This is a genomic window from Paenibacillus sp. ICGEB2008 (assembly GCF_000307675.1).
Classification (GTDB): domain Bacteria; phylum Bacillota; class Bacilli; order Paenibacillales; family Paenibacillaceae; genus Paenibacillus; species Paenibacillus polymyxa.
Genome location: NZ_AMQU01000007.1, coordinates 167,553 through 189,042, shown reverse-complemented (window position 1 = coordinate 189,042; position 21,490 = coordinate 167,553). Strand labels below are relative to the sequence as shown.

Sequence of the window (21,490 nt, the reverse complement as noted above, 5' to 3'; positions counted from 1 at the left end):
GCTGAGCATGTTTCGGGAAAAATCAAGTCGGTTTAATGACTTAGATATGAGAAAATAGGAGGTTGTCGTTGGTATGGAAACGGAAGGCTTACGCAATGTCGAACAGCTAGCCCTGAAGAAGTACAAAATTTACAAGCAAAGCCTGCTCCGGTATTTGGCGCGTTCCATGCTGGCAAGTATGTTTATCGGATTCGGCGTTATTGTCGCCTTCAAGACGGGTAACTTTTTTTACATGGAGCATTCTCCATTCACTTATCCCATGGCGGCGCTCACCTTTGGGGCAGCCATCATTCTGATCGCGTACGGCGGCGGTGATTTGTTTACTGGCAACACCTTCTATTACACCTATGCTGCGCTCCGTAAAAAGCTGCGCTGGGGTCAGGTGCTTCGATTGTGGACTGCCAGCTATGGAGGTAACTTGTTAGGTGCGGGGGTATTCGCACTCCTTATATACCTGACAGGGCTGTTTGACTCCTCCAGCGTGAACAGCTTTCTGCTGAACGTAGTTGAGCATAAAATGGAAGCGCCTGCAATGCAGCTATTCTTCCGCGCTATTTTGTGTAATTGGCTGGTCTGCCTCGCCTTTTTTGTGCCGATGTTTATGAAGGAAAATGGCGCAAAGATGTTCGCTATGATGCTGTTTGTATTCTGTTTTTTCATTTCGGGATATGAGCATAGTGTAGCTAACATGTGTACTTTCGCCATTGCGCTCGTGCTGGACCATCCGGGTACGGTCTCTGTCGCTGGCGTCATCCATAATCTCGTTCCGGTTACGCTTGGGAATCTGGTGGGTGGCGTGCTGCTTATGGGGGTTATGTACTATTCGGTGAATCTCCCGTTTTTGGACGAGGAGGAACATTAAAAAAGAAGCCGTGGAACCTGAGTTCCATGGCTTCTTTGCATTCATTTTGAAAAATAGCGTATGCAGTGTCTGCAGGTGCTTCTTTGCTGTTTATTCTGCTTGAGCAGGAAAATGAATAAATTCCTCCAACTCCTTGAACAGCTTTTTGGGATTGACGTTGTCAGGTACAACCAGAGTTAGCGGCTCATCCAGCTTGAGCACATACATGCCTAAAATGGATTTGGCATCTGCCATGCCGCTTTTGCCATGAATCCAGATGTCATACGTATAATTGGATACGATTTGATTGATCTTCTCAATATCCTTAACGTTTTTTACCTTGATGGGTGTCATCATTGCACAGCTCTCCCCTGCGTTGAATTGGGGCTTACAAAACAAGCCTTAACATCACTATACCCTATTTATTAAGAACGTTGCACAAACTTAATTTAGAAAATGACATGCGGCGCGGAGCTAACCTTCCAGTAGCTGCCGACCTTTTCAAAATTCACGGTGATTTTCTCGTTTGGCTGTTTGGCTTCTGCCGGATAAGGCACGGTCAGCAGGTAGCTGCGCTTCACCGGAGTCATGGTTACCATTTTCGCTGTAGCCCGGCTAAACTCTAGCAAATTGCCGCCATCTGCGTTCAATTGAGCGAGTCTACCATTGACTTCAACAAAAAATTTACTGACAAATTGCTCGCTGGCCTGTTTGGTATATGCCTGCGTCAGATAGTTGATCAATTTGGTCTTCGTGCCGATGTCCTCGGACAAATAGCGGTAGCTTTTACCATTCAACTGGAACGCTTGGCCCAACGATTTGCCACCGCTGGTGGCATACTGATAACGAGACTGTGCCTCCAGCACAAGCGGAATCGCACTCTCATGGTTCAGCTTGTCCAGCTGGATTGGATTCACGCTGGTAGCCGTAGCTGCAGCTGGCGCCGAAGTGGACGGCTGCTGCGGCTTGGACGGCTTGGCAGTCGATGGTACGGACGGGACAGCCGCTGGCGCTACCGACGTAGATGGGCGCGGTGCTGGTGCAGACGGAGCTGCTGGTTTAGCCGTTTGGACGGAACCTGCGGCTGGGGCTGTTGTTGCTGGAACTGACGGCGCTTGCGCAGGAGCCGGCGTCGTAACAGACGCAGATGCTGCTGGTGCTGGCACCTGGGCCGGTACGGTAACTGACGGAACGGCGACGCTTGGTTGCGCTGCGTTCGCTGGAGCGGACACAGCGGGCGCAGCAGCGGCAACCTGTGCCGCGCTCAAAAGTGTGGCCGCAACACATAGTGCGGATAGTTTCGTATTTATTTTCATACTTCTATACACCTCCATAATCATATGTCTGCATAAACTGCACACGTCTCTATTATAAGAATTTTGTTTCTCGATTGGGTTGCTAAATTGTTTCTATTTGCCTTTTTTTGTTCATTCTGCGCGAAGTTTGTCCGTATTTACCGGGAGCGTAGGTTCTGACCGCTTCTCCTGCTTTTCCTCGATCTCTTCCAGGGATCGTGACATTTTCTTCATAGATTGGTCCAGCTGCTCCAATCTACGGTTAAGGGTGACGAGAATGTATTTTAACAGAATCAGGCTTAATGCTGCAGGGAATCCGACATTAGTTACGAGCTCGATCATGCTTTCTGTCGTTAAAGAACTCACAGATTCCGCCTCCTTTTCCATACATAAATTACCTCGATAAGAACTAATGTTCCCATTATTATGGAAATCATACGTACTCTTCTATGCCCATAACAAAAAGAGCCCCGATTAGCCTGGAGCCCTATCTGATACTATTCATTTAACCTGCACTCACCCCACTATCGAGCTGCTGCACATCAAGGAGTGTATATGTTCGGCTGCTGGGGCTTGGACATCCCTTCTCCCAAATAAAATCCGGTGTGCGGTGGCTGATTATAGGCTACGTTCTGCCAGGCCACACTCAGGCGGTACACCGGATCATGCATAAGCGTGTAAAATCGGTGTTCTGACTCATAAGGTGTTGTATAGATACGAAGCGCCGAATTATCACTTTTGCGCCAAATGACTTCCTCCCGCCAGTCACCGAACAGATCAGCCTGCAGCGACGGCGTTCCTTTGGTCCCGTTATTGGAACTCGTCCCTGTGGCCGTAAGCAAGTTGGAAGTCGTCGAGTTCGTATAGTTCCACTTGTCGATTTTACCAGCGCTTGAGGAGGTATGATCCAGCAGTTCACGGAGGAGATCCCCATCCCACCAAATTCCGAAGTTAATGGAGGACGGCATCGTGTTGGTAATGAGCTCTCCCTTGGCTGAACGTAACCCGATGCTCGGTGCCCACTGTTCGTTTCCTTTGGTACGCGGATCAATGTCTGCCGACATGCCTCGTCCCGTATCCTTGCCTGTTTTTACGCCCCATAAAATGTTGCCATTACGCGGATCATACATGGCGGCTCCGTAAGTGGCATTTTTGTCCTCGTTCACCTTGAACACTTCATAACCTGAACGGTCCGGGTCCAAATCGCCTACATGAAGTGCATCGCCGTGCCCCATCCCCGTGTTAGCCAGCTTCGCCCCGTTATCGTCTACAACCAGCGAGCCATACACGATCTCATCCTTATCATCTCCATCCACATCTGCCACGCTCAAACTGTGATTCCCCTGTCCAGCCGTCCCGGCGTTGGTGGAGCTATTGCTGTCAAAGGTCCAGCGGCGGCTTAGATTGCCGTTCCGCCAATCATATGCGACTAGAACGGTGCGCGTGTAGTAACCACGTGCCATCACTATGCTGGGTCTTACGCCATCCAGATAAGCAACCCCGGCGAGAAAACGATCCACACGGTTACCATAGTTATCTCCCCAGCTGGACACCGTTCCGCGCGGAGGTACATAGTCAATCGTGCTAAGAGCCTTGCCTGTATCACCTGAGAACACAGTTAGAAACTCGGGACCTTTCAAAATATATCCACTCGTGTTGCGATGATCAGCCGAAGCGTCGCCAATCTTTACTCCTGTACCATCTACCGTGCCGTCTGCTGTCTTGCATACAACCTCTGCTTTACCATCTCCATCAAAATCATAGACGAGAAATTGCGTATAGTGTGCACCAGCCCGAATATTCCGTCCCAGATCAATTCGCCATTTGCGTGTTCCATCCAGCTCATATCCGTCCAAAAATACATTTCCCGTATAACCGGATTGCGAATTATCCTTAGAATTGGAAGGGTCCCATTTCAACACAATCTCATATTCGCCATCCCCATCGAGATCCCCCACACTGGCATCATTGGCATTGTACGTGTAGTTCACATGATCCGGGGTTGTACCTACTGCAGGCTGCTGGATGGGAACGTCCAGATAGTTGTTGTTCCATACCTTTACCGCTGGAGAAGCGGCCTGCTCTGCTCCATTGACCACGGCACGAACGGTATACGAAGATGATGTCGTACCTGCCTTGTCCAGAAAGTTGGTTCTCGATGTAATCGGCGCATCATTCACCTTGCTTGACCCTCTGTACAGATTGAAGCCAACCGAATCCGCTTCCGTACCCGATAAACGCCAGCTCACCAGTATCCCCTCTGGTACCTTCACTGCGACAGTTCCCCTGTTCAGCTTCTCCATTTGCCTCGTAGACGCAGCTGAGATTGGGCTATCCATTGGAGCGACCACTCCACACAACATGACACCGAGACAGAGCAACACAGTATGCCGAAATCTTTTGTTCATCTGATCATTAGCTCCTTTCATGGTTTGTATTTTCAATAAATTTATTTTATATGACTGATAAGTTATGGTTGTTTAAATCTTATGATAGCGCTTACATCATTGTAAAGGGACGATTCCGTCCTTTTTGTTCAAAAATCCGGGCTAATGCTTTAAAAATCAGAGGTCCATGAATAATCGTTCTTCGTCAGCTATGCTTTGGATATCCTCTGAGCTAATACTAATATATTGATAGCCTTCTGCCTGTTGTTTTTTCAATGCCAGTTCCTTCATAAAACGTGGGCTGCCCTCTCCGGCATCCTCATCGTACACAAGCAATAAACCGTCTGTTTTGCGGAAAAGGAGTTCATCCCGTGCCTTGAGTTGCCATATTCCCTGATACGGCTGGCGGCTAACCACTCCCACATAGTCAACTTCGGCACAAATCTGCTGAAAATATTCCTTTTTATCCTCTTTCCATTTTTCCTCCATATTTTGATAAGCCATCATAATAGAGCATTTTAAGTGAGGATATTGCTCCTTTAATGCAATGACGACCTCGCAAGCCCACAAGTCCACCCCGTATTGACCAGGGGTAATCACCCATTCCAGCCCTTCTTCGATCAGGGGAATCAGTCTGCCTGCAATCGCCTTTTTAATGTATGGAATGCCTTCGTGCTTTTGACTGAAAATATTCAGCTCATGGGCACGATAGCCAGAAACGAGCAAGTTTTTCATCATCTCATCGTCCTTCTGAAATTATCATAAAGATTATTGTAAAAACGAACCTCTGCCCTATGGGCTTAACAAGGTTCGTTTTTGGGAAGCTGGTGTTAATTTAGCATTGCTTTTTGGTGCTTAATATTTTTATTACCTCCGCATATCACGCCTTGGACGAGTTTACACGCCGATCTTGAATTCTAACATTGCTGCTCAATATACCAGCATCGCTACTTACTTTGAACGATGGGTAACTTGGATCTGCCTCAAGCCGCATTTGGCTATCGAACTGCTGCTCCTGCTGCCGATCTACCCAAAAAGAATACGAATCGGACTGAATTGCTGTGTCGGTTGCATTCGGTGCATCGATCACCAAAATGGTAAGTACGCCGTTGCATCCACAATCCTCTGTATCATAAAACAACTTGAACATGCCTGGCCGTCCTGAAAGGACCATTGCTAGCCTTTCAACCGACAAGGAATCCAACTCTAAATGTATACTCATGAAATGAATTCTCTCCTTTGTAATTGAAGTGTTTGGATATATTAGGACTCTACAACTTCAAAAAGTCTAAATATAAACTATATTTTCATTATAATCATCTAAAAACTTTAAGTACAAGGAGATCATTAATGATCGCATTTACAAAAGGATACACTGCACCTAGCTTGGCAGCAGGTATTGCCTCTCTCCTGTTAGGTATGGTTCCTAGTGAAAAAGAAGCTCTCAAAAGTAGGATTATTAATGGTTAGTGGGAGATGGGATATCTTCAAGACTTTTTGGAGGACAACCGAGGGAAATATGATTTGATTGATGTCAAATTTTTATTTATTAAATATGAAACAGAGGGAGTCGCTCCCTTACTTGTCGATCAGTCAGTCTACTTGCTACAGATACCCCGGCTGGTTAAAACCAGCCTTTAGTTTCAATCATGTATTAAAAAGGGCTCTCCTGGATTTCTCCAGAAACCCCCTACTTCTCAATCAATCAGCATTGCAGCTTCAAATGTAGCGTTCGTTTTTTGAATGAAAACAATTCAAAATTCTGATATGATATCCACTACCTGCCGGGATACCATCAAAAGATCTACTGTACCAAGTACTAGAATCTTTTTCAGAACTGTTTCCAGATACCTTCTGTGGAACACTCCATTCTTTCCATCCATTCCATACATCTTCCACAATCTCATATTTATTTTTAGCTTCTACGCCATTAATACCTGTGTCTTGCCATCCTTTGATTGTCGCAGAATGGGATGAACCAACAGAAAAGGCATCGCCCCCAATTAGTACAGTTCCATATTGAACCCCACTAAGTCTATAATAGTCTACAGCCGCATTTGTAGGAATTTCAGATGGATTCAGTGCTTTAACGGTTGCAGGATTGCCATCACCAAGAACCAACTTCCACTCTTCACCATCTTTGATTACTTTCAAATTTTGTTTTTCCCCATCCTCTTTGACTGTAACTGCTACACTCGAATTGGACTCTTTTTGGGCACCAACAACTTCAATTTTGTCAAAATCAGTTCTATTACTGCATCCAAAAAATTCTTTTCGTGCATAGCAGTTAAGTATTTTGTGACAACTTTTTGAGCCTCTTGCTCGGATTGATCGACAGCAGTTTCGGATGTAGCTTGATCTTTTGTTAAAGCTTCAGAAGCAGAAACCGAAACTGAAGTATCAGCCGACGGAACAACAGGTGCAGCGGATACAGAAGTACCTAATGCAGCCACCATTGTAAGTGTAGCATGATATATCCCCCGATATGTTTTTTATTGTGGTTTTATAACCTTAAAAGCCCCCTCTTGTATTAACAGAGAAGGCTTTTAAGCGCAAACAGATGTTTTTGATTACTTATCGTTTTCCACATTTGCAAGTTTTTTTGATTTTTTTCACTTTCTTCACAACGCTACTTTTACCACTATTTTTGCGCGAGCTGTTGTTGTTTCCGTTATGGTCTACTCTGCATTCCTCGCAAAGATCCCAGTGGTCACCATACCAGCAAGCTCTGCGACATCTTCTGTGACATCTGTGTTCTGGAGAGTTATATTGCGTTATTTTCTTTTTTACTGGACGACGTGTATTAGCCAATTGGATTCACCTCCCCTCATGCTCTATTACATGCTAAGAGGATGAAAAATGCTTGTACTAATAACAGAAGACAAATCAATCAAAATTGATAACGGATCGCTACTTCAATTGCATTGAGGACACGAGGGAAGTTAACAGAGGCAAAACCGATTGGGTTACAAATATAGGAAAACCACATCATAAAAAAAAACACCTGGCATAAGCATAAGTAAGTAAAATATTAGACTAGATATACAGTTCCAAACGTCTTTTCAATTTTCAAAATCGGCAAACTCGATAAAATAAGTATCCGATTGTCCCCAAAAAAAAGACAGCAGCAGCCTTGGACGAGAAATAAAGTCCTAGACTACCGCTGTTTGATTAAACAAACGTTTCCCTTTATAGCTTAATGCCAAAAGGAGTAGAGACCGCGAAGGAAAACTACTCCTTGGAGTGTTGAACTTTCATTCAAGGATACTATAATTCTCGCTCATTGAAGTCTTAATCTTTTGTTACAATTCTTCCATTCTTGTGTTAGCCGGAGAATATGACCCGGTAGATTGATGGGAAACGATGAAAAGCAAGCTACTGCCAAGCATAACTCATGCATAACTACACATCATTCCCCAGACTACACATCTTTCTCCATTAGAAGCATCCAACCAAATCTGTATGGAAATCTCTAATTTTTTACCAAGCAATCCTTATAAACTAATTTCGCAAAAGTAAGTTTACTAAATGTTGTAAGATACATACAGTGAAAACCTTCAGTTTTTCTGTTCGAAGTTTTTTTGCCTCCCCAATATACACAATTAAGGTGTATGCCTTCCCACATATTGATAAGTACCTTTCGGGTATGCAATCCACTCATTGTGCTGATTAAAAACGGGCGATCCGCATGTTATACCTTGTTTACGAACAAATGTCCCACCTTGAGGAAACAATTGATCCTGCGAATGAAGCTCTCCAAGCACATCTACCACAGTTCCATGATATTTTAGTACATATGCGACCGTATTAAATTCGCTTGGGTTATAAAAATGACCCTCTTGATTAAAATAGGAAACATTTGTAACATCCATAAAATCGTAAAAGATGCTGTTTATGATCAGATACGGTATTAATGGGTTAACCGGATATAGCGCTATGCTGGACACGTTCATGCGGTTCGTATTTTTCATGAATTGGTGAACCTCCAGCTCATATCCTTCTATTTTATGAGAGAAGTCACATTCTCGGTTGTAAAACAATTGCAGCACGATGCGACCGTCTCCACCATCGACATATTGTGAAAAGAACAAAAAAAAATGCCTCCTGTGGTTCCTAATGAACCTGAAATATAGTCGCTCTGCCAGGCAGTACCACTAAATACAACGTGAACGTCCAGCTTTGTAACATCTAATTAGATCAAAGTTGAGCTATAAGTAGAGCCAGTGACTGTATAGGTGAAAAACACGCTCGCTCTACCACCTTTTCCATCCTTTGCTGTCACAAACACCTGTGTGCTTCCTGCTGATTTTGGCTTTAACATAAGCTGTTGGCTTGCTATTTCTGCTTTTACTACGTTTACATCTGAAGTGATCGCATGATACGATAGCTCATCCTGATCAGCACCAAAAAATACATTTTTTAAATCTACTAGAGTATCTCCAGAACCTACAATGCCATATTGATCGGGAGGAACTGTGGCTGTAACAGGTACATGGTTAGGTGTGGGTGTTGGATTCGTTATAGAACTGCCACATTCCTCATGACTCACCGGAGCACCCGGGTGGAAAGCTCCTGTTGGGTCCTCAGTCATTAGACCTGCCGCACGCACCGCCTCTATATAAGGAAGGGCCCAACTCCCCTGTGTGTCATTAAAAGTTACTGCTTTCGCCGTTACGGCAAGCTTAAGTGCATTAGCCAGCAAAGCGGCCATTCCCTTACCCGTCAGTGGTTGATCTGACTGAAATGAGCCATCTGGATAACCGGTGATCAGCCCTTGCTTCACAGCCTCCTGTACCACCTGCAACGCTTGGGACGACATATTGGATTGATCGGTAAAAGATACTGTATTCGCTTTACTCACAATTACTGACGTGTCCCCTTTCTTTTCCACATGGACAAAGCTGTGGTCTTCATGCCATACCTACCAGCAATGTCACGATTAGCGCCTTCTGCCATTCTTTATTGGTTCTTGATCACCAGTTTTTCCTCGTACACGATTCATTCTTTTGTTAGTGAAAAGATCTTATCATCCGCTTCTGAACCGATTCTGAACAACATTAAAATTTTATTTATTCACAATTGAAAATTGATAGAGAAAAAAAGAGCACTTAGCCAATTAGGGCTAAGCACTCTAAAATTTTTATAAACATTGATGTAGAGACCATATCAGGAAGTTGTAGGCTCCCATTGAAAGGTAGCTGCTGACTTGGATGGAAGGGTTGATTTGAAAACGTGATTTCCCTGCCGAACCTTAAAGGTCTTTGTGTTCTCTCCCGTATTGGCGGCAATCAGGACCAGCGTACCATCGGGGTTACGATAAGCGACTGTTTCGATACTTCCACTATAGTGGGTAGAATCAATACGTACCGCACCTGGACGAACAAATTTGCTGGCATGTCCAATCGCATAGTATTCTACATTTTTTGTAACGGCACCGCTTAACGGGTCGATGGTCACTACACCTCTGCAGTTGGTACATCCACCATTGGCCGGACCGCCGGATGGATCAAGTGCAATATTCCAAAAGAGGACGTTTTGCGACCAGTTTCGAGGTGCACCAATAATCAGCTTGGACATATCCCAGCTTAAATCATCTCCAAAGCCTGGGCTCCATGCTCCTCCGCTGCATTCTGTCATATAAACAGGCTTATCCGGAAAAGCATCGTGCACGTCTGTCATCGCTGTCGGCTCTCCTTGGTAGCAATGAAAGGCTGTTCCGTGCGTATAGCTTCGAGCCTGTTCGTCTCCCAGCACGGTCTTGGCATATTCACTCCCTGTATCCCAGTTATGGTCAAAGGCAATAATGTGGGTAGACAAATCGTTTCGACTTAAAGCAGGGCCTAAGTATTGCTTGATAAATTTCGCCTGCTCCACTGCTCCCATACTCATGCTGGGATACTTGGACGTGGTGAATTCCGGTTCATTTTGAATGGAAATCGCCTGAATTGGGACTCCCTCGTTCGCAAAGGCTTGTATATAACGAACAAAATAGTCAGCATACGCCTGATAGACACGCGGATCGGTATAGTCCAAATACCAGCCGTTATATATCTGCTCACCATATTTCATCCAGGGCGGGGCCGTCCAAGGAGTCCCCATAATCCGTAGATCCTGGTTTCTTCTCAGAATTTGCTTCAGCACATCGATCACATCCCGATCCTTGGCAATGGAAAAATGATTTAGCTCATAGTCCTTGCCGGTTGCCACATCATCGTAAGTATAGCTGCTAGGTTGTCCCTGTTCATCCACTGAATAATCTGATGCTCCAATGGTATGGCGAATATAGCTTAATTGAATGCCGCCAGCTGTAAACAAATCATTGAGCAACTGGTCACGTTGATTGGCAGACATGCCATGATTCATCAGATATGCGGACGAACCGGACACGGCTGCACCAAACCCTTCTATCGTCTGGTAACGAATATTGGGTCTAATCTCAACCGTCAGTGTATCCGCACTCGCTGCAGCTTCGTTACTGTCGTCTATTCTCCATGGAATTGGGGCTTGCTGTGTTAGACGATTCGCGGGGTCCGGTGTGGTTAGCCACATACTGACATTCTTTTCGCCTGCCGTGTTCACACCATTCTGCATAGCCAGACTGACCAGAATAGCACCAATCAAGATGATAGCTGCAACTATAAGCAGCAAGAAGTCAGAACGTCGTTGTTTTTGGAGTTTCTTCATCTATATCCTCCTCTCTCTATAATCATCCTGTCTCCATCATTCCTACTATTACAGCTTTCACTCGGTTTTCCCTTTGCATACCTATTAGATCCTATTAGAATGGTTACCTACTTATAGCAAAAAGAGAGCCGGTGCTAGTGCCCGTGCTCTCTTGAAATTTAACCACTTTAAAAGGAATATAACGGGATTACTTTTTTGCCTTTTCTGTAGAGGTTGCCGGAATCGTAACACTTCCTGTCAGTCTTGTATCCTGAGAGGAGCTGCCTACATAAATCGGAACTTCACCAGATGGCATAACCCATGCTTTGGATTTTTCATCCCAATAAGAGAGAGCTTTCGGGTCAAGCTCAATGCGGACTTTCTTCTCTTGGCCCGGCTTTAATTCCACCTTGGCCCAACCTGCCAGTTGACGGGATGGGGTCTCTACATTGGTCGGGAGCTTACCGCTGTATACCTGTACAACCTCAGCTCCAGCTTTTTTCCCAGTGTTTTTCAATTTAAGCGAAACCTCGACTGAACTTGTACGATCGGATTTCTTTCCACTCGCATGCTGTTTTACCTTCAAATCACTGTATCCGAAAGTCGTGTAGGATAAACCGTGTCCAAAGGAGAACGCAGGTTGGATACCCGATTTTTCATATCCACGGTAGCCTACAAAAATACCATCTGAATAGTCACCCACTCCATTGACACCCGGAAATTTCTCCGGTGAGGATACAGGTGTAGACTGCTCGTTAACCGGGAAGGTTACCGGTAGCTTGCCAGAAGGATTTACATCCCCAAACAAGACGCGCGCGATGGCATGCCCTTGTTCTTGACCAGCAAACCATGCCTGTACGATCGCAGGAACTTTGTCCTGCCAGGTGTCCATTTGCACAGCTCTGCCGCTCATTTGTACCACAATGGTTTTCGGATTGGCAGCGGCAACCGCACGGATCAGCCGATCCTGATTGTTTGGCAGCTCCATATCGGAACGCTCCACATAGCCTTCACTCTCATACGTACGCGTGACCACAATCGCAACATCCGATTTTTTGGCCAGCTTTACAGCATTGTCAATCAGCTTGTCTGTCGTATCTGCCGGAGGCTCCCAGCCCAGACGAACCATACCGCCAGAATCGCGACCATTTGTTGGATAATCGGCACGATATTCAATACGTATCTTATGTTTTTCCCCCGCTTTGAACGAGATGTTTTTCTTCGTTGTTTCCAGCTTCGTACCCTGATTATCTACAAATAGCTTATCATCAAGATACAGCTTGCTTGATCCCAAACTGGTTAATGACAATGCATAGTCACCATCCTTGGGAGCTGCAATAGCCCCTGTCCAGCGTGCAGATATCAAACCATTCAGGGTCGTGGGTGTATTAGGAACTTTAGGGGACTTCGCATTGAAGCCCTGATAATTATAAAAGCCAAGGTTCATATTGACTTGATCATCATTGCGCACAAGAATCGGATTGCCTTCCATCTTGTTATTCTTCCAGTATTCGCCTCGCAGTCCCTGCTCAGCATCGCCATAAGTCGCATATCCAACACTGATATTCTCCTTCTGATCGGATGTGGTCAGCAACGAAGATGGAACAGCTGATGGACCTGGCATAATGTCCCCCGCAGAAATAGGATCCGTGCCCGGTGCATACTGGACGGTAACTCCTTTGCCTACACGATTACGAATGCCCTCCAGCGGACTCACCGTGTACGTCGGGTTCACCAACGAACTGCCTCCGCCTGCCACGGTGCCGTTATCTGCATCTGGACCAATTACAGCAATGGATTTGAGTTTATCTTGAGACAACGGTAATACGTTGTTTTTATTTTGAAGCAGCACCATACTTTCCTCAGCCAATTGACGGGCTGTTTTACCATGGTCACGGGCATCAATTTGATTATTTTGAGCCGGGTGATCAAACAAACCTTTACTGAACATCTGCACCAGAATACGCTTAGCCTTATCATCAATCGTTTGTTCACTTACTTTACCAGTCTTGACCGCATCCAGCAGCTGATCTCCCCATTTACCATAAGGGGTTCCCGGTGTTTCCAGGTCCAAGCCGCTATTTGCCGATTCGACTGTACTCAGATTCGCGCCATAATCACTCATCACGAAGCCCTTGAATTGCATTTCCTTTTTCAAAAGGTCTGTCAGGATGGTCTTGTTCTCACATGCCGATTCGCCGTTGACCTTGTTAAAGGAGCACATAGCTCCGCCCAAATCTGCCTTGGCAATAGCCTCCTCAAACGGGCGTATGTAAATTTCATGCAGCGCACGGTCACTGACTTTGACATTTGTCGTGAAACGCTCCGTCTCCTGATTATTCATAAGGTAATGTTTCGCAGTCGCCAAAACAGGATGGCTTTGTACACCTTTGACATAAGCGGTCACCATTTGCGATTGCAGTAGCGGGTCCTCGCCCATAGATTCAAAGTTCCTCGATCCCCATGGAATACGGGCAATATCCATCCCCGGTCCAAGCACCACATTATGAGTTGTATTAAAAGCCTCGTCTCCAATCAAATCTCCATACTGTTTGGCAGCCTGAGTATCCCACGTTGCAGCCAGTGCAATAGGGGCCGGCAACGCAGTTGATTGCTTGTCCTGCACATCCGGATTGGCGATCCGCACACCCGCAGGTCCATCTGCCATCTTTAACGCTGGAATACCCAACCGTTCCATCGAATTATTATAAAATCCATAATAATTGTTGACCTTACCAGTCACCAGATCTATTTTTTCTTCCAGCGTCATTTCTTGTAACAGCAATGCTGTCCGTTTCTCAGCCGACATGGACGTGTTCATCCAAGGCCGATCTGTCCGGCTTCCTGCCGCTCCTGCAATATGCATAGGTCCGATCACAACAGCCGCAATGACTGTCATCATCACCATACGGAACACCCATGTTGATTTTACTTTCACGTTTGTAATTCCTCCTTGATGTTTGGTCATGAGGTGAATGCCTATTCAACGCTCACAGGCTTGCAAAGGCTCTCGACCCTGCGAGCTCCAACAAAAATCCAGAGCCACGGGGTAAGCAAGCAAATCAGCAAAAGCCGCAATGGCTCAAGTGACACGTTTACCACCCTACCGCACATTTTCGGAAATTTCATTGAAAGTTTTTGGAAGAAGAACACTAGGACCTTCATTCTTTCTCATAAAAAGAGAGCGCTAACAATTCAGTTAACCGATCATAAGATTACACTTTTGTAACTTTTTAATGACGTATTTTTAACTATTTATAGTCATAAAAAATGATTCATATGTCCCACACTTTGGCATGCTTCTATGGTCTTTTTTAGCGTGCGACCAAAGCCTCTATTTTAGGAAATTGGGAATACTTATGTATAAAAAATTTCATATAACAAAAAAATCCAGGAACCTGAACGGTCCCTGGAAGCACTGTGGATTCAATGTGATTATTCAAACGGATACCGAAGTCCCCACTGTGAACGAATCTGATCCATCAATTTCATAATTCCTAATGATTCATCCAAAGAAATAGTAGAGCTTTCGAGCAAACCTTCGTTCAAGCAGCGCCCAACTTCTTCTGCCTCAAAAGCATAGCCTGTAGAGGAACGATTATCCTGAAAGTTTTGCGCCTCTTCACCGTCCACAACTAAAGTAGCCGATGTACCATTCAGGAACGACGGAATGTGAATATAGCCCTTGGTTCCATGGATATAAGCTTCATTCGTCAGTCCGAGACGAACTGCCCCATTAAGCATAGCTGTACGTCCTTTTCCATAATCCAACATGATTGAAAATGTCTCATCAACGCCCGTTTCCCCGATATAAGCAGTACTCCATACATGCTCTGGTTCAGGGCCAAACACCATCGAAGCAAAAGAAACGGGGTAAATTCCCGCATCTAATAATGCCCCTCCGCCCAGCTCGGGATTCAATAATCTTCCCTCTGGGTTCCAATCTATGCGAAAACCGAATTCCGCCTTCACCAACTTCACTTCACCAATACGTCCCGCATGTAGCCACTCCTGCACTTGGCGTATCGGAGGCAAAAAACGCGTCCACATTGCTTCCATCAGGAATAGCTTATGGTCACGGGCGTAACGGATTAGTTCCTCCAACTCTTTGCTGTTGACGGTGAAGGGTTTCTCACACAAGACGGCTTTGCCCGCTCGTAGAGCTGCTAGAACATTTTCTTTATGAAAAGGATGAGGAGTCCCTATGTAAATAGCATCGACCTCGGAATCTTGCACTAATTCCTCATAGCTACCGTAAGCCTGTGCCATTTGATGCTTGGCTGCAAATTCGGTAGCGCTTTCAATATTGCGTGATCCAACGGCATATCCTTCTCCATTCGTAACATGTTGCAGATCGGCAACAAACTGATCTGAGATCCACCCCGTACCGACAATTCCCCATTTAATCTTTTTGCTCATACTTGTATCCCTCCCAGTTGTATAGTTAACATTGGCTTACACGGTCTTCTTCATTCTAGCAAACACCTGTCCTAAACAAAAGAAATTCCTGCTCTGCGACAGTTTGTATTGCAGCTCGGCAGGAAGGCAGCGAGGCGAGCACGAAGTCAGTTTTGAGCAGGAATTTCCTTTAGGATCGTCTTGGTTCAGGCCATTTATTGAATGGTGTATTTGTAAAACTTTTTATCTACTTTCATAACTGGAAAGCCCATTGGCAATTCATCAAGAGCTATACTAACAAATCCATTCTTCTCATAAAATCGATGAGCGGCTACGAATTGCGGTGTTGTTCCAAGATAGATTCCCTCAACAGACCGTTCCTTGGCCCATCCTATGGCATGCTGAAGTAATTGATTCGAAACATTAAAGGCTTTGCCTCTATAGTTTTGTTTGACAAACATCTTTCTGAGCGCCGTCTTATGGTTTCCGATATTTAGTAAGGCAACCGTCCCTACTACGATTCCTTCGTGAAGAGCCACCCAGAAGTTGCCGTTACCATGCTGATAAAAGTTTTCAATATCAAGCAGATCAGGCTGATCTTCTTTAGTGATGGCGATATTATATTCGTTCTGTTGAATATGTAGAATTAAATCGACTACTTGCGATTGATACTCAGTTGTGTACTCTTGTAAAAGGATACTATTTATCATCGCTGTATTCTCCTATTATCGTCAATTGTGATGTCGTAAGCTTCCCTTCAAAACCAGGAACAACTTTTTACGCATATCTCCTTATTCGAGCTCGATTCATACCTGATATTAAATAACTCAACCTCCGCAGCTAAACTTAGCTTCCACTTGCACAGTCGATGATTTGTAACCTTGTCTAGATGCGAACGTTGAGTTAATTATGAATTTCTCTATATTACAATTTCTATCCTACGCTTGAAGCTGTTCAAGAATTTGTGGGTCCTTGATTTTCTGATCATCAGCCAGCAACGCTATTTTGGATAGAATCTCGGCTGTTCTTGGATCCTCATCCAGAAACGGCAGGAAGATGCGACCACGATGCTGCGAATGCACCGGAATAATGTGCAGTGCTCCCTTGGCTTGCTTGTAGACCCCACCGCTTCCGAGGTGCACCGCATACTCGCCAAGATTCCCATCTATACGTGCGTAATTCCCATCTAAGCGTACATTGCTAATTTTTAGCAGACGAAGGGATTCCTGTACAATGACCTTACGCATTTCAACGGTTGTCAGACTAGCCTCTGGATCAACGCCGCCTACATGAGCAACACTGACGACCAGATCCACGTCCCGCATAACTTCAGAGAACAGAACAGGTGGAACCTCCTCCAAAGGCACGCTCTTATATGTTGTCCGATCAAAGAACTGCACGGTCTCCAGTGTAGGAGCCTCAGTATCCGCTGGTGAGAACCAGTCGGCCATGGCATACAGGTTCGCAATCAGATTCTCGGCATAGTACACCTTCTGGAGTCCGTCTTCATAGCTGACTGTCCATTGGCGACTTTTTAGTAAGGATACCGTTTTATTCGGCTGTACCTGATGTCCCGCATACCGACGGGAAACTGTCGCGTTGGCACGTTCATCAGCATTCAGCAGATACAGCTCACGGAACACCTGCTTAAATGGCTGGCGTATCTGGCGGTCGAATAAGTCCTTCTGGAATTCGCTCCAACGACCACTTTCGTACAAATGAAGTGGATGTGCAATAACCAACTTATCCTCTTCTCCAATAGTATGCTGTTCAGCAGAAGGAGCAGTCAACACTAACGTATCCCCATTAAAATAACCGAGGTGATCACCAGCTTTGAAAACCAGTGTCCTCACCAGCGAAGCAAGCACAGGATTGCCTAACAATCCTCTTAATTCCTTCACCATAAAGGTCGTACCAGACTCCATAGAGCGTTCCAATTCTTTGCGAGCTCTGCGATATTGGTCTACCAGATCTCCTTTAAGCTCTTTCAACGCCGTAACATACTCATCCTTCTTGAAACGAGCCGGAATGGATTTCAGCGTCTTCCCTTTGCTGACAATTTCAATATCTGCCGTTCCTTCATCATCAATGACCAGTTGTATCGTTGTAGCCTCATCCAAGGCATGGGGCTCAAAATAAGAGCGGAGATCATCCAGCTTGCGAGCTTCCATGTCCCAGACGAGACGGGTTACGTCATCATAACCTGCATTACGTGCCAAATTCCCGAGCGCAATCCGTGAAACCAGTGCCTCACTAGCCTTACGCTGTGCCCCGAATTTCTTGCTTTGTTCCAGAAACTTCTGGATGAAATCATAACGTTCGCGGACATCTGGTTCAGGCGGCTCGGCAAGTGGAATCAAACTGTAGGTCAACAAATGGTCTTTGTTTCGCTTATCTTCCACTGATTTTTCCATTTCACTCCGTTTCAGCTTACCCAACGTCGCATCCGCAAACAATTGGGATCGACGATGATTGGCTCCAGCCGAAATATACTTGGCACAGTCGTACAGCAGATCAAATCGTTCCTCGCCCAGCGTCTCATAGGCCTCATGAAACCAGTGAATATCAAAGGCACCATCATTAAAATCCTGCGGAGCTATCGGTGAATAATGAGCTACAATCGTTTCCTTCTCAGCCGAAAAGCCTTCATTGATATGCGCATGGAAGTACCATGCTGCACTGCGAAGTCCTTCCCACCCGAGATAGCCTGCTACAATCTCAATCCATTGTGGGGCATACATTGCCGCCTCCAACAAACGTTTATCTGTAATTTTAGTTTTCTTCAGCTTCTCCTTGAGTAATGCAGCATCCTCGCCATCACTTGGATAACATGCCTTGAGCAAGTGGCTGAACGATTCTTTTTTGGTAATACGATCACCGTAGCCATACAAATAACCACGCACGAACGTTTCCTTGTCGAGCCCCTCCAGAATACGGATAAAATAATCCATGCCTTCAATCCGGCTCAGACCCATCACCTTTGACGTGGCTTCGGTAGGCAAATCGCCTCGAACCAATTCAACCTCTAGCAGTCGATCAATAACCGTACGACGTATCTCCAAAAATTCTGGCTTGCTGGAAATCCATGTATTACGAGCATTGGTTAAGGTGCTCATATGCCTTCTGCTTTCACTACCGGCCAGCAGCTCCCGATACACTTCACCTACACTGATCAGTCCTTTTTCATAAGCTTTGAAGTGATCCTCCAGATCCAGCGGAGAATAAAAACGATTTTCCATGCCTGGCCATTCTGCGTAGTTCACAAAGGTATGGAAAAAGCGCTTAAAGGACTCATTATCATGGACTCGCCCTTTCTCCAATGCCAACCACGGGCCGGACAATAAATGAAACATTCCCATATCCTCTACAGGTCTATCCTTAGGCATGCTTTGCATTAGTGAATTGAAGGCAAGGTCGATTACGTCAAATGTTTCGGCTCCGGCTGTGTCCATAAAATAAGCATTAATTAATGTGCTTACCTGATCGGAATAGGTCAGCTCTGCCATCCACTTTTGAACCTCGTTAATCCGCTCTAAAGGATACATTTGTTCGGCGAAGTCTTTACGCCATCCTTCTAGCAGCTTTTGCTTGCTTTGTTCTGAATAGCCAAAGTTAAATGAGAAATATCGATAGTAGCGATCCAACGTTTGGTCCATTGGCTCCAATCGATCATAAAAAACAAGCTCCAGCAGATCACGTGCTTCTATGCCGCTTTCCTGCAAATAACGTTCCCATTCCTCATAAAGAGGATATAAAGACAGCCTGGAATCTACTTCTTCATCGACCTGAACCAGTCGTAGAGGGCGAAGATTCGTCCCAATAAGCAATGTATCTTTGTAGCCTGAATAATACTCCGCAGTATATTCCACATCACGATGATGATGAATAAGCTCATCCAGTCCACTCAAAAACTGCTTGAGCTTCTCCAATGGACTAGCAAAAACATCGGCCATTCGGAAATCACCCAGATCAACCTTCTCTTCCAACCAAGCTTCCTTGACATTCGGATCGTACAAGCCAAAGCCGTTTGTCCCTGTATAAGCATCCTCCTGTCCCAGCTTGGACAGCAGTTGCTCCTCTTTGGCGGTGGGTTGCTGAATGATATCCGCTAAAGCCCGCAGATTTTCATACTGCTGGGCACGATCCGGGTCTGCATATATCTTTGTCAATATTTCCAGTCCACCCAATCGTTGCAGTTCCGCCTTCGCACGAAGCAAGCGTTCCAATGAGCCAGCGAGCGGATCTTCCGATTGTGAAAGCAACACACCAATGACACTTTGTCGCAACGAGCCTGTCTTGAGCTTTAATAAAGCTTCCATTTGCTGCATTTCTGGTTCCGACAGCGTCAGCTTGCGCGCCTTGGCCACAGCGAACTCACGGATACTCATACTTTTGTCAGACAAGCTGGAAAAAATAAAATCACGCTGTACCGCATCCTCAGGGTTCTGCACAAAATGGTTCAATATCTCGCCGCGCAGATTAGGGCTAATCTGATCCTTTAAGGCTATAATTTCCCCAATCCAGGAAGCATCCATATCATAACCAGCGAGATACAGCATTTTTTGAATAGGTGCATCCGAGCGGTGATACAGGTTTACATAATCCAGCACCTTGGAAGGCTCGGTAGACTCACCCTTTTTCATATGTACAAATAGATTATGAAGTCGTTCAAAATCCTTACGACGCTCCTCTTTGCTCTCCAGCAAAGGAGTGCGCGCCACTTTAACGATTCGATCCGCGACCGTCCCGCCTTCTACCCATTCATAAAAATAATCAGTTGTATAGTTCGTGAGTATCCAATAGCGAAGCTCCGGATCCGTCTCATCCAGATATTCTCTTGCAATTCCGAGGCGCAAATCCTTGTTTTTAGTATTAGACAGTACATACTGAGCTACAATCTTCTGGTAAGCTGCCCCCTGCTCCATAAGTTGGCGAACCTGTCCATACAAGTCACGTTCCTCATGTACTGCTGTAGCCCACAAACTCATATACAGTTCGTTAGCATTTGAACTGGTCAGCCATTCCTGACGCAATTCACTGCGAGTCAATGCTTCATATGCCTGCTCGATCAGTTGGCGAACGACCCGCTGATTGGCGGATTCCAAGCCCATGCCCGTCCAGACTGCAAGCGCCCGCACCACCGAACTGTAACGAATGAAGCCTTGGTCGATGATCACCTTTAACAGATAAATGAGAGCCTCTGGAGTTCCTTCATCCATTTGCTCCACAATGCTTTGGCGCAATCCCTCCTGAAGCTTGGCCGCTGCCAGCAGCTCGCCAATCATATGATAATTCTCTTCTTGATGGCTCAGCAGCATGCCTTTAATCATATTGCGTGTAAGTAGCGCCGCCTGATTATCCCCATAAATAATAGCTTTTAGCGCCTCAAGCACCTGTGAATTGCCATTGTCTAGCTCGTAAGCAATCCAATCCCCAATCGTTTCCTGAATCCGGTAATCCCTGCCTGGTTCGTAATCCTTTTTCGTTAAATAATCCATTATAGAGAATCCGATACAGTCCATTCGGATCAACTGCACCATTTTTTTATAAACCCGGGAAGTATGAGCGGTAATTTCCGAAGTGCGAAACGGTCTGCGCTCATACCCAGTGCTGTAAGGATATTCGGTCACATGCTCGGTTAGATGTGCAAACACATCGCCAGCTGTTTGTCCAATTAGAGAACGCAACACTTCTGCCAGTGGCTTGAACAGCGGTTCTCCGCTTTCTGCCGCCCGTTCTTTCAGTATTTGCTGACATTTGATAAATGGCTCCTCAACCTCTTGTATGTAATGAAGCTTACCCAGTTCCACAACATACTGAGCCAACTCCTGCTGTTGTCCACCCAGTTGCGCCGCGCGCTCTTTCAGTGTGGCGAAATATTCTTGCTCATTGTTCTCCTGATGCAT

General features: G+C 45.5%; 16 protein-coding genes. 1 reads left to right on the top strand and 15 read right to left on the bottom strand.

What is annotated here, in order from left to right; translation table 11 throughout:
- Positions 1–73 precede the first annotated feature (73 nt).
- Positions 74–862 (top strand): formate/nitrite transporter family protein, encoded by a 789-nt coding sequence (locus C400_RS0105820; RefSeq protein WP_016819917.1) that lies wholly within the window; start codon positions 74–76, stop codon positions 860–862.
- Positions 863–952: 90 nt separating this feature from the next.
- On the opposite strand, the gene C400_RS0105815 is transcribed toward C400_RS0105820, so the two are convergent.
- The 15 genes from C400_RS0105815 to C400_RS0105740 form a co-directional block, all read right to left on the bottom strand.
- Complete coding sequence (locus tag C400_RS0105815; RefSeq protein ID WP_016819915.1) at positions 953–1,198, bottom strand: HPr family phosphocarrier protein; 246 nt, start codon at positions 1,196–1,198, stop codon at positions 953–955.
- 92 nt (positions 1,199–1,290) lie between these two features.
- Positions 1,291–2,157: a DL-endopeptidase inhibitor IseA family protein gene (locus tag C400_RS28535; RefSeq protein WP_017426292.1), complete on the bottom strand. Its 867-nt coding sequence runs from the start codon at positions 2,155–2,157 to the stop codon at positions 1,291–1,293.
- A gap of 111 nt (positions 2,158–2,268) precedes the next feature.
- Positions 2,269–2,502 (bottom strand): hypothetical protein, encoded by a 234-nt coding sequence (locus tag C400_RS0105805; RefSeq protein WP_017426291.1) that lies wholly within the window; start codon positions 2,500–2,502, stop codon positions 2,269–2,271.
- A gap of 176 nt (positions 2,503–2,678) precedes the next feature.
- Entirely contained in the window at positions 2,679–4,544 is a 1,866-nt protein-coding gene (locus tag C400_RS0105800) for a rhamnogalacturonan lyase (protein ID WP_442952195.1), read from the bottom strand.
- Positions 4,545–4,700: 156 nt separating this feature from the next.
- Positions 4,701–5,258, bottom strand: a complete 558-nt coding sequence (locus tag C400_RS0105795) for an SLOG family protein (protein ID WP_025364125.1) — start codon at positions 5,256–5,258, stop codon at positions 4,701–4,703.
- 145 nt (positions 5,259–5,403) lie between these two features.
- Positions 5,404–5,745: an iron-sulfur cluster biosynthesis family protein gene (locus C400_RS0105790; RefSeq protein WP_013369597.1), complete on the bottom strand. Its 342-nt coding sequence runs from the start codon at positions 5,743–5,745 to the stop codon at positions 5,404–5,406.
- A gap of 497 nt (positions 5,746–6,242) precedes the next feature.
- Positions 6,243–6,677, bottom strand: coding sequence for a hypothetical protein (locus C400_RS0105780; RefSeq protein ID WP_017426289.1), 435 nt, complete (start codon positions 6,675–6,677; stop codon positions 6,243–6,245).
- A gap of 35 nt (positions 6,678–6,712) precedes the next feature.
- Positions 6,713–6,979, bottom strand: a complete 267-nt coding sequence (locus C400_RS0105775; RefSeq protein WP_017426288.1) for a hypothetical protein — start codon at positions 6,977–6,979, stop codon at positions 6,713–6,715.
- Positions 6,980–8,125: 1,146 nt separating this feature from the next.
- On the bottom strand, positions 8,126–8,614 hold the full coding sequence (locus C400_RS0105770; protein WP_017426287.1) for a hypothetical protein: 489 nt from the start codon (positions 8,612–8,614) through the stop codon (positions 8,126–8,128).
- A gap of 101 nt (positions 8,615–8,715) precedes the next feature.
- Complete coding sequence (locus tag C400_RS0105765; protein WP_017426286.1) at positions 8,716–9,384, bottom strand: S-layer homology domain-containing protein; 669 nt, start codon at positions 9,382–9,384, stop codon at positions 8,716–8,718.
- 305 nt (positions 9,385–9,689) lie between these two features.
- Positions 9,690–11,207, bottom strand: coding sequence for a glycoside hydrolase family 30 protein (locus tag C400_RS0105760; RefSeq protein ID WP_017426285.1), 1,518 nt, complete (start codon positions 11,205–11,207; stop codon positions 9,690–9,692).
- A 187-nt stretch (positions 11,208–11,394) separates the two neighbouring features.
- Positions 11,395–14,124, bottom strand: a complete 2,730-nt coding sequence (locus C400_RS0105755) for a beta-glucosidase (protein ID WP_017426284.1) — start codon at positions 14,122–14,124, stop codon at positions 11,395–11,397.
- 497 nt (positions 14,125–14,621) lie between these two features.
- On the bottom strand, positions 14,622–15,605 hold the full coding sequence (locus tag C400_RS0105750; RefSeq protein ID WP_017426283.1) for a Gfo/Idh/MocA family protein: 984 nt from the start codon (positions 15,603–15,605) through the stop codon (positions 14,622–14,624).
- Positions 15,606–15,799: 194 nt separating this feature from the next.
- The gene (locus C400_RS0105745; RefSeq protein WP_017426282.1) at positions 15,800–16,294 is read right to left on the bottom strand and encodes a GNAT family N-acetyltransferase; all 495 of its coding nucleotides are present in this window, start codon (positions 16,292–16,294) and stop codon (positions 15,800–15,802) included.
- A 228-nt stretch (positions 16,295–16,522) separates the two neighbouring features.
- Positions 16,523–21,490, bottom strand: a complete 4,968-nt coding sequence (locus tag C400_RS0105740; RefSeq protein ID WP_017426281.1) for a DUF4132 domain-containing protein — start codon at positions 21,488–21,490, stop codon at positions 16,523–16,525.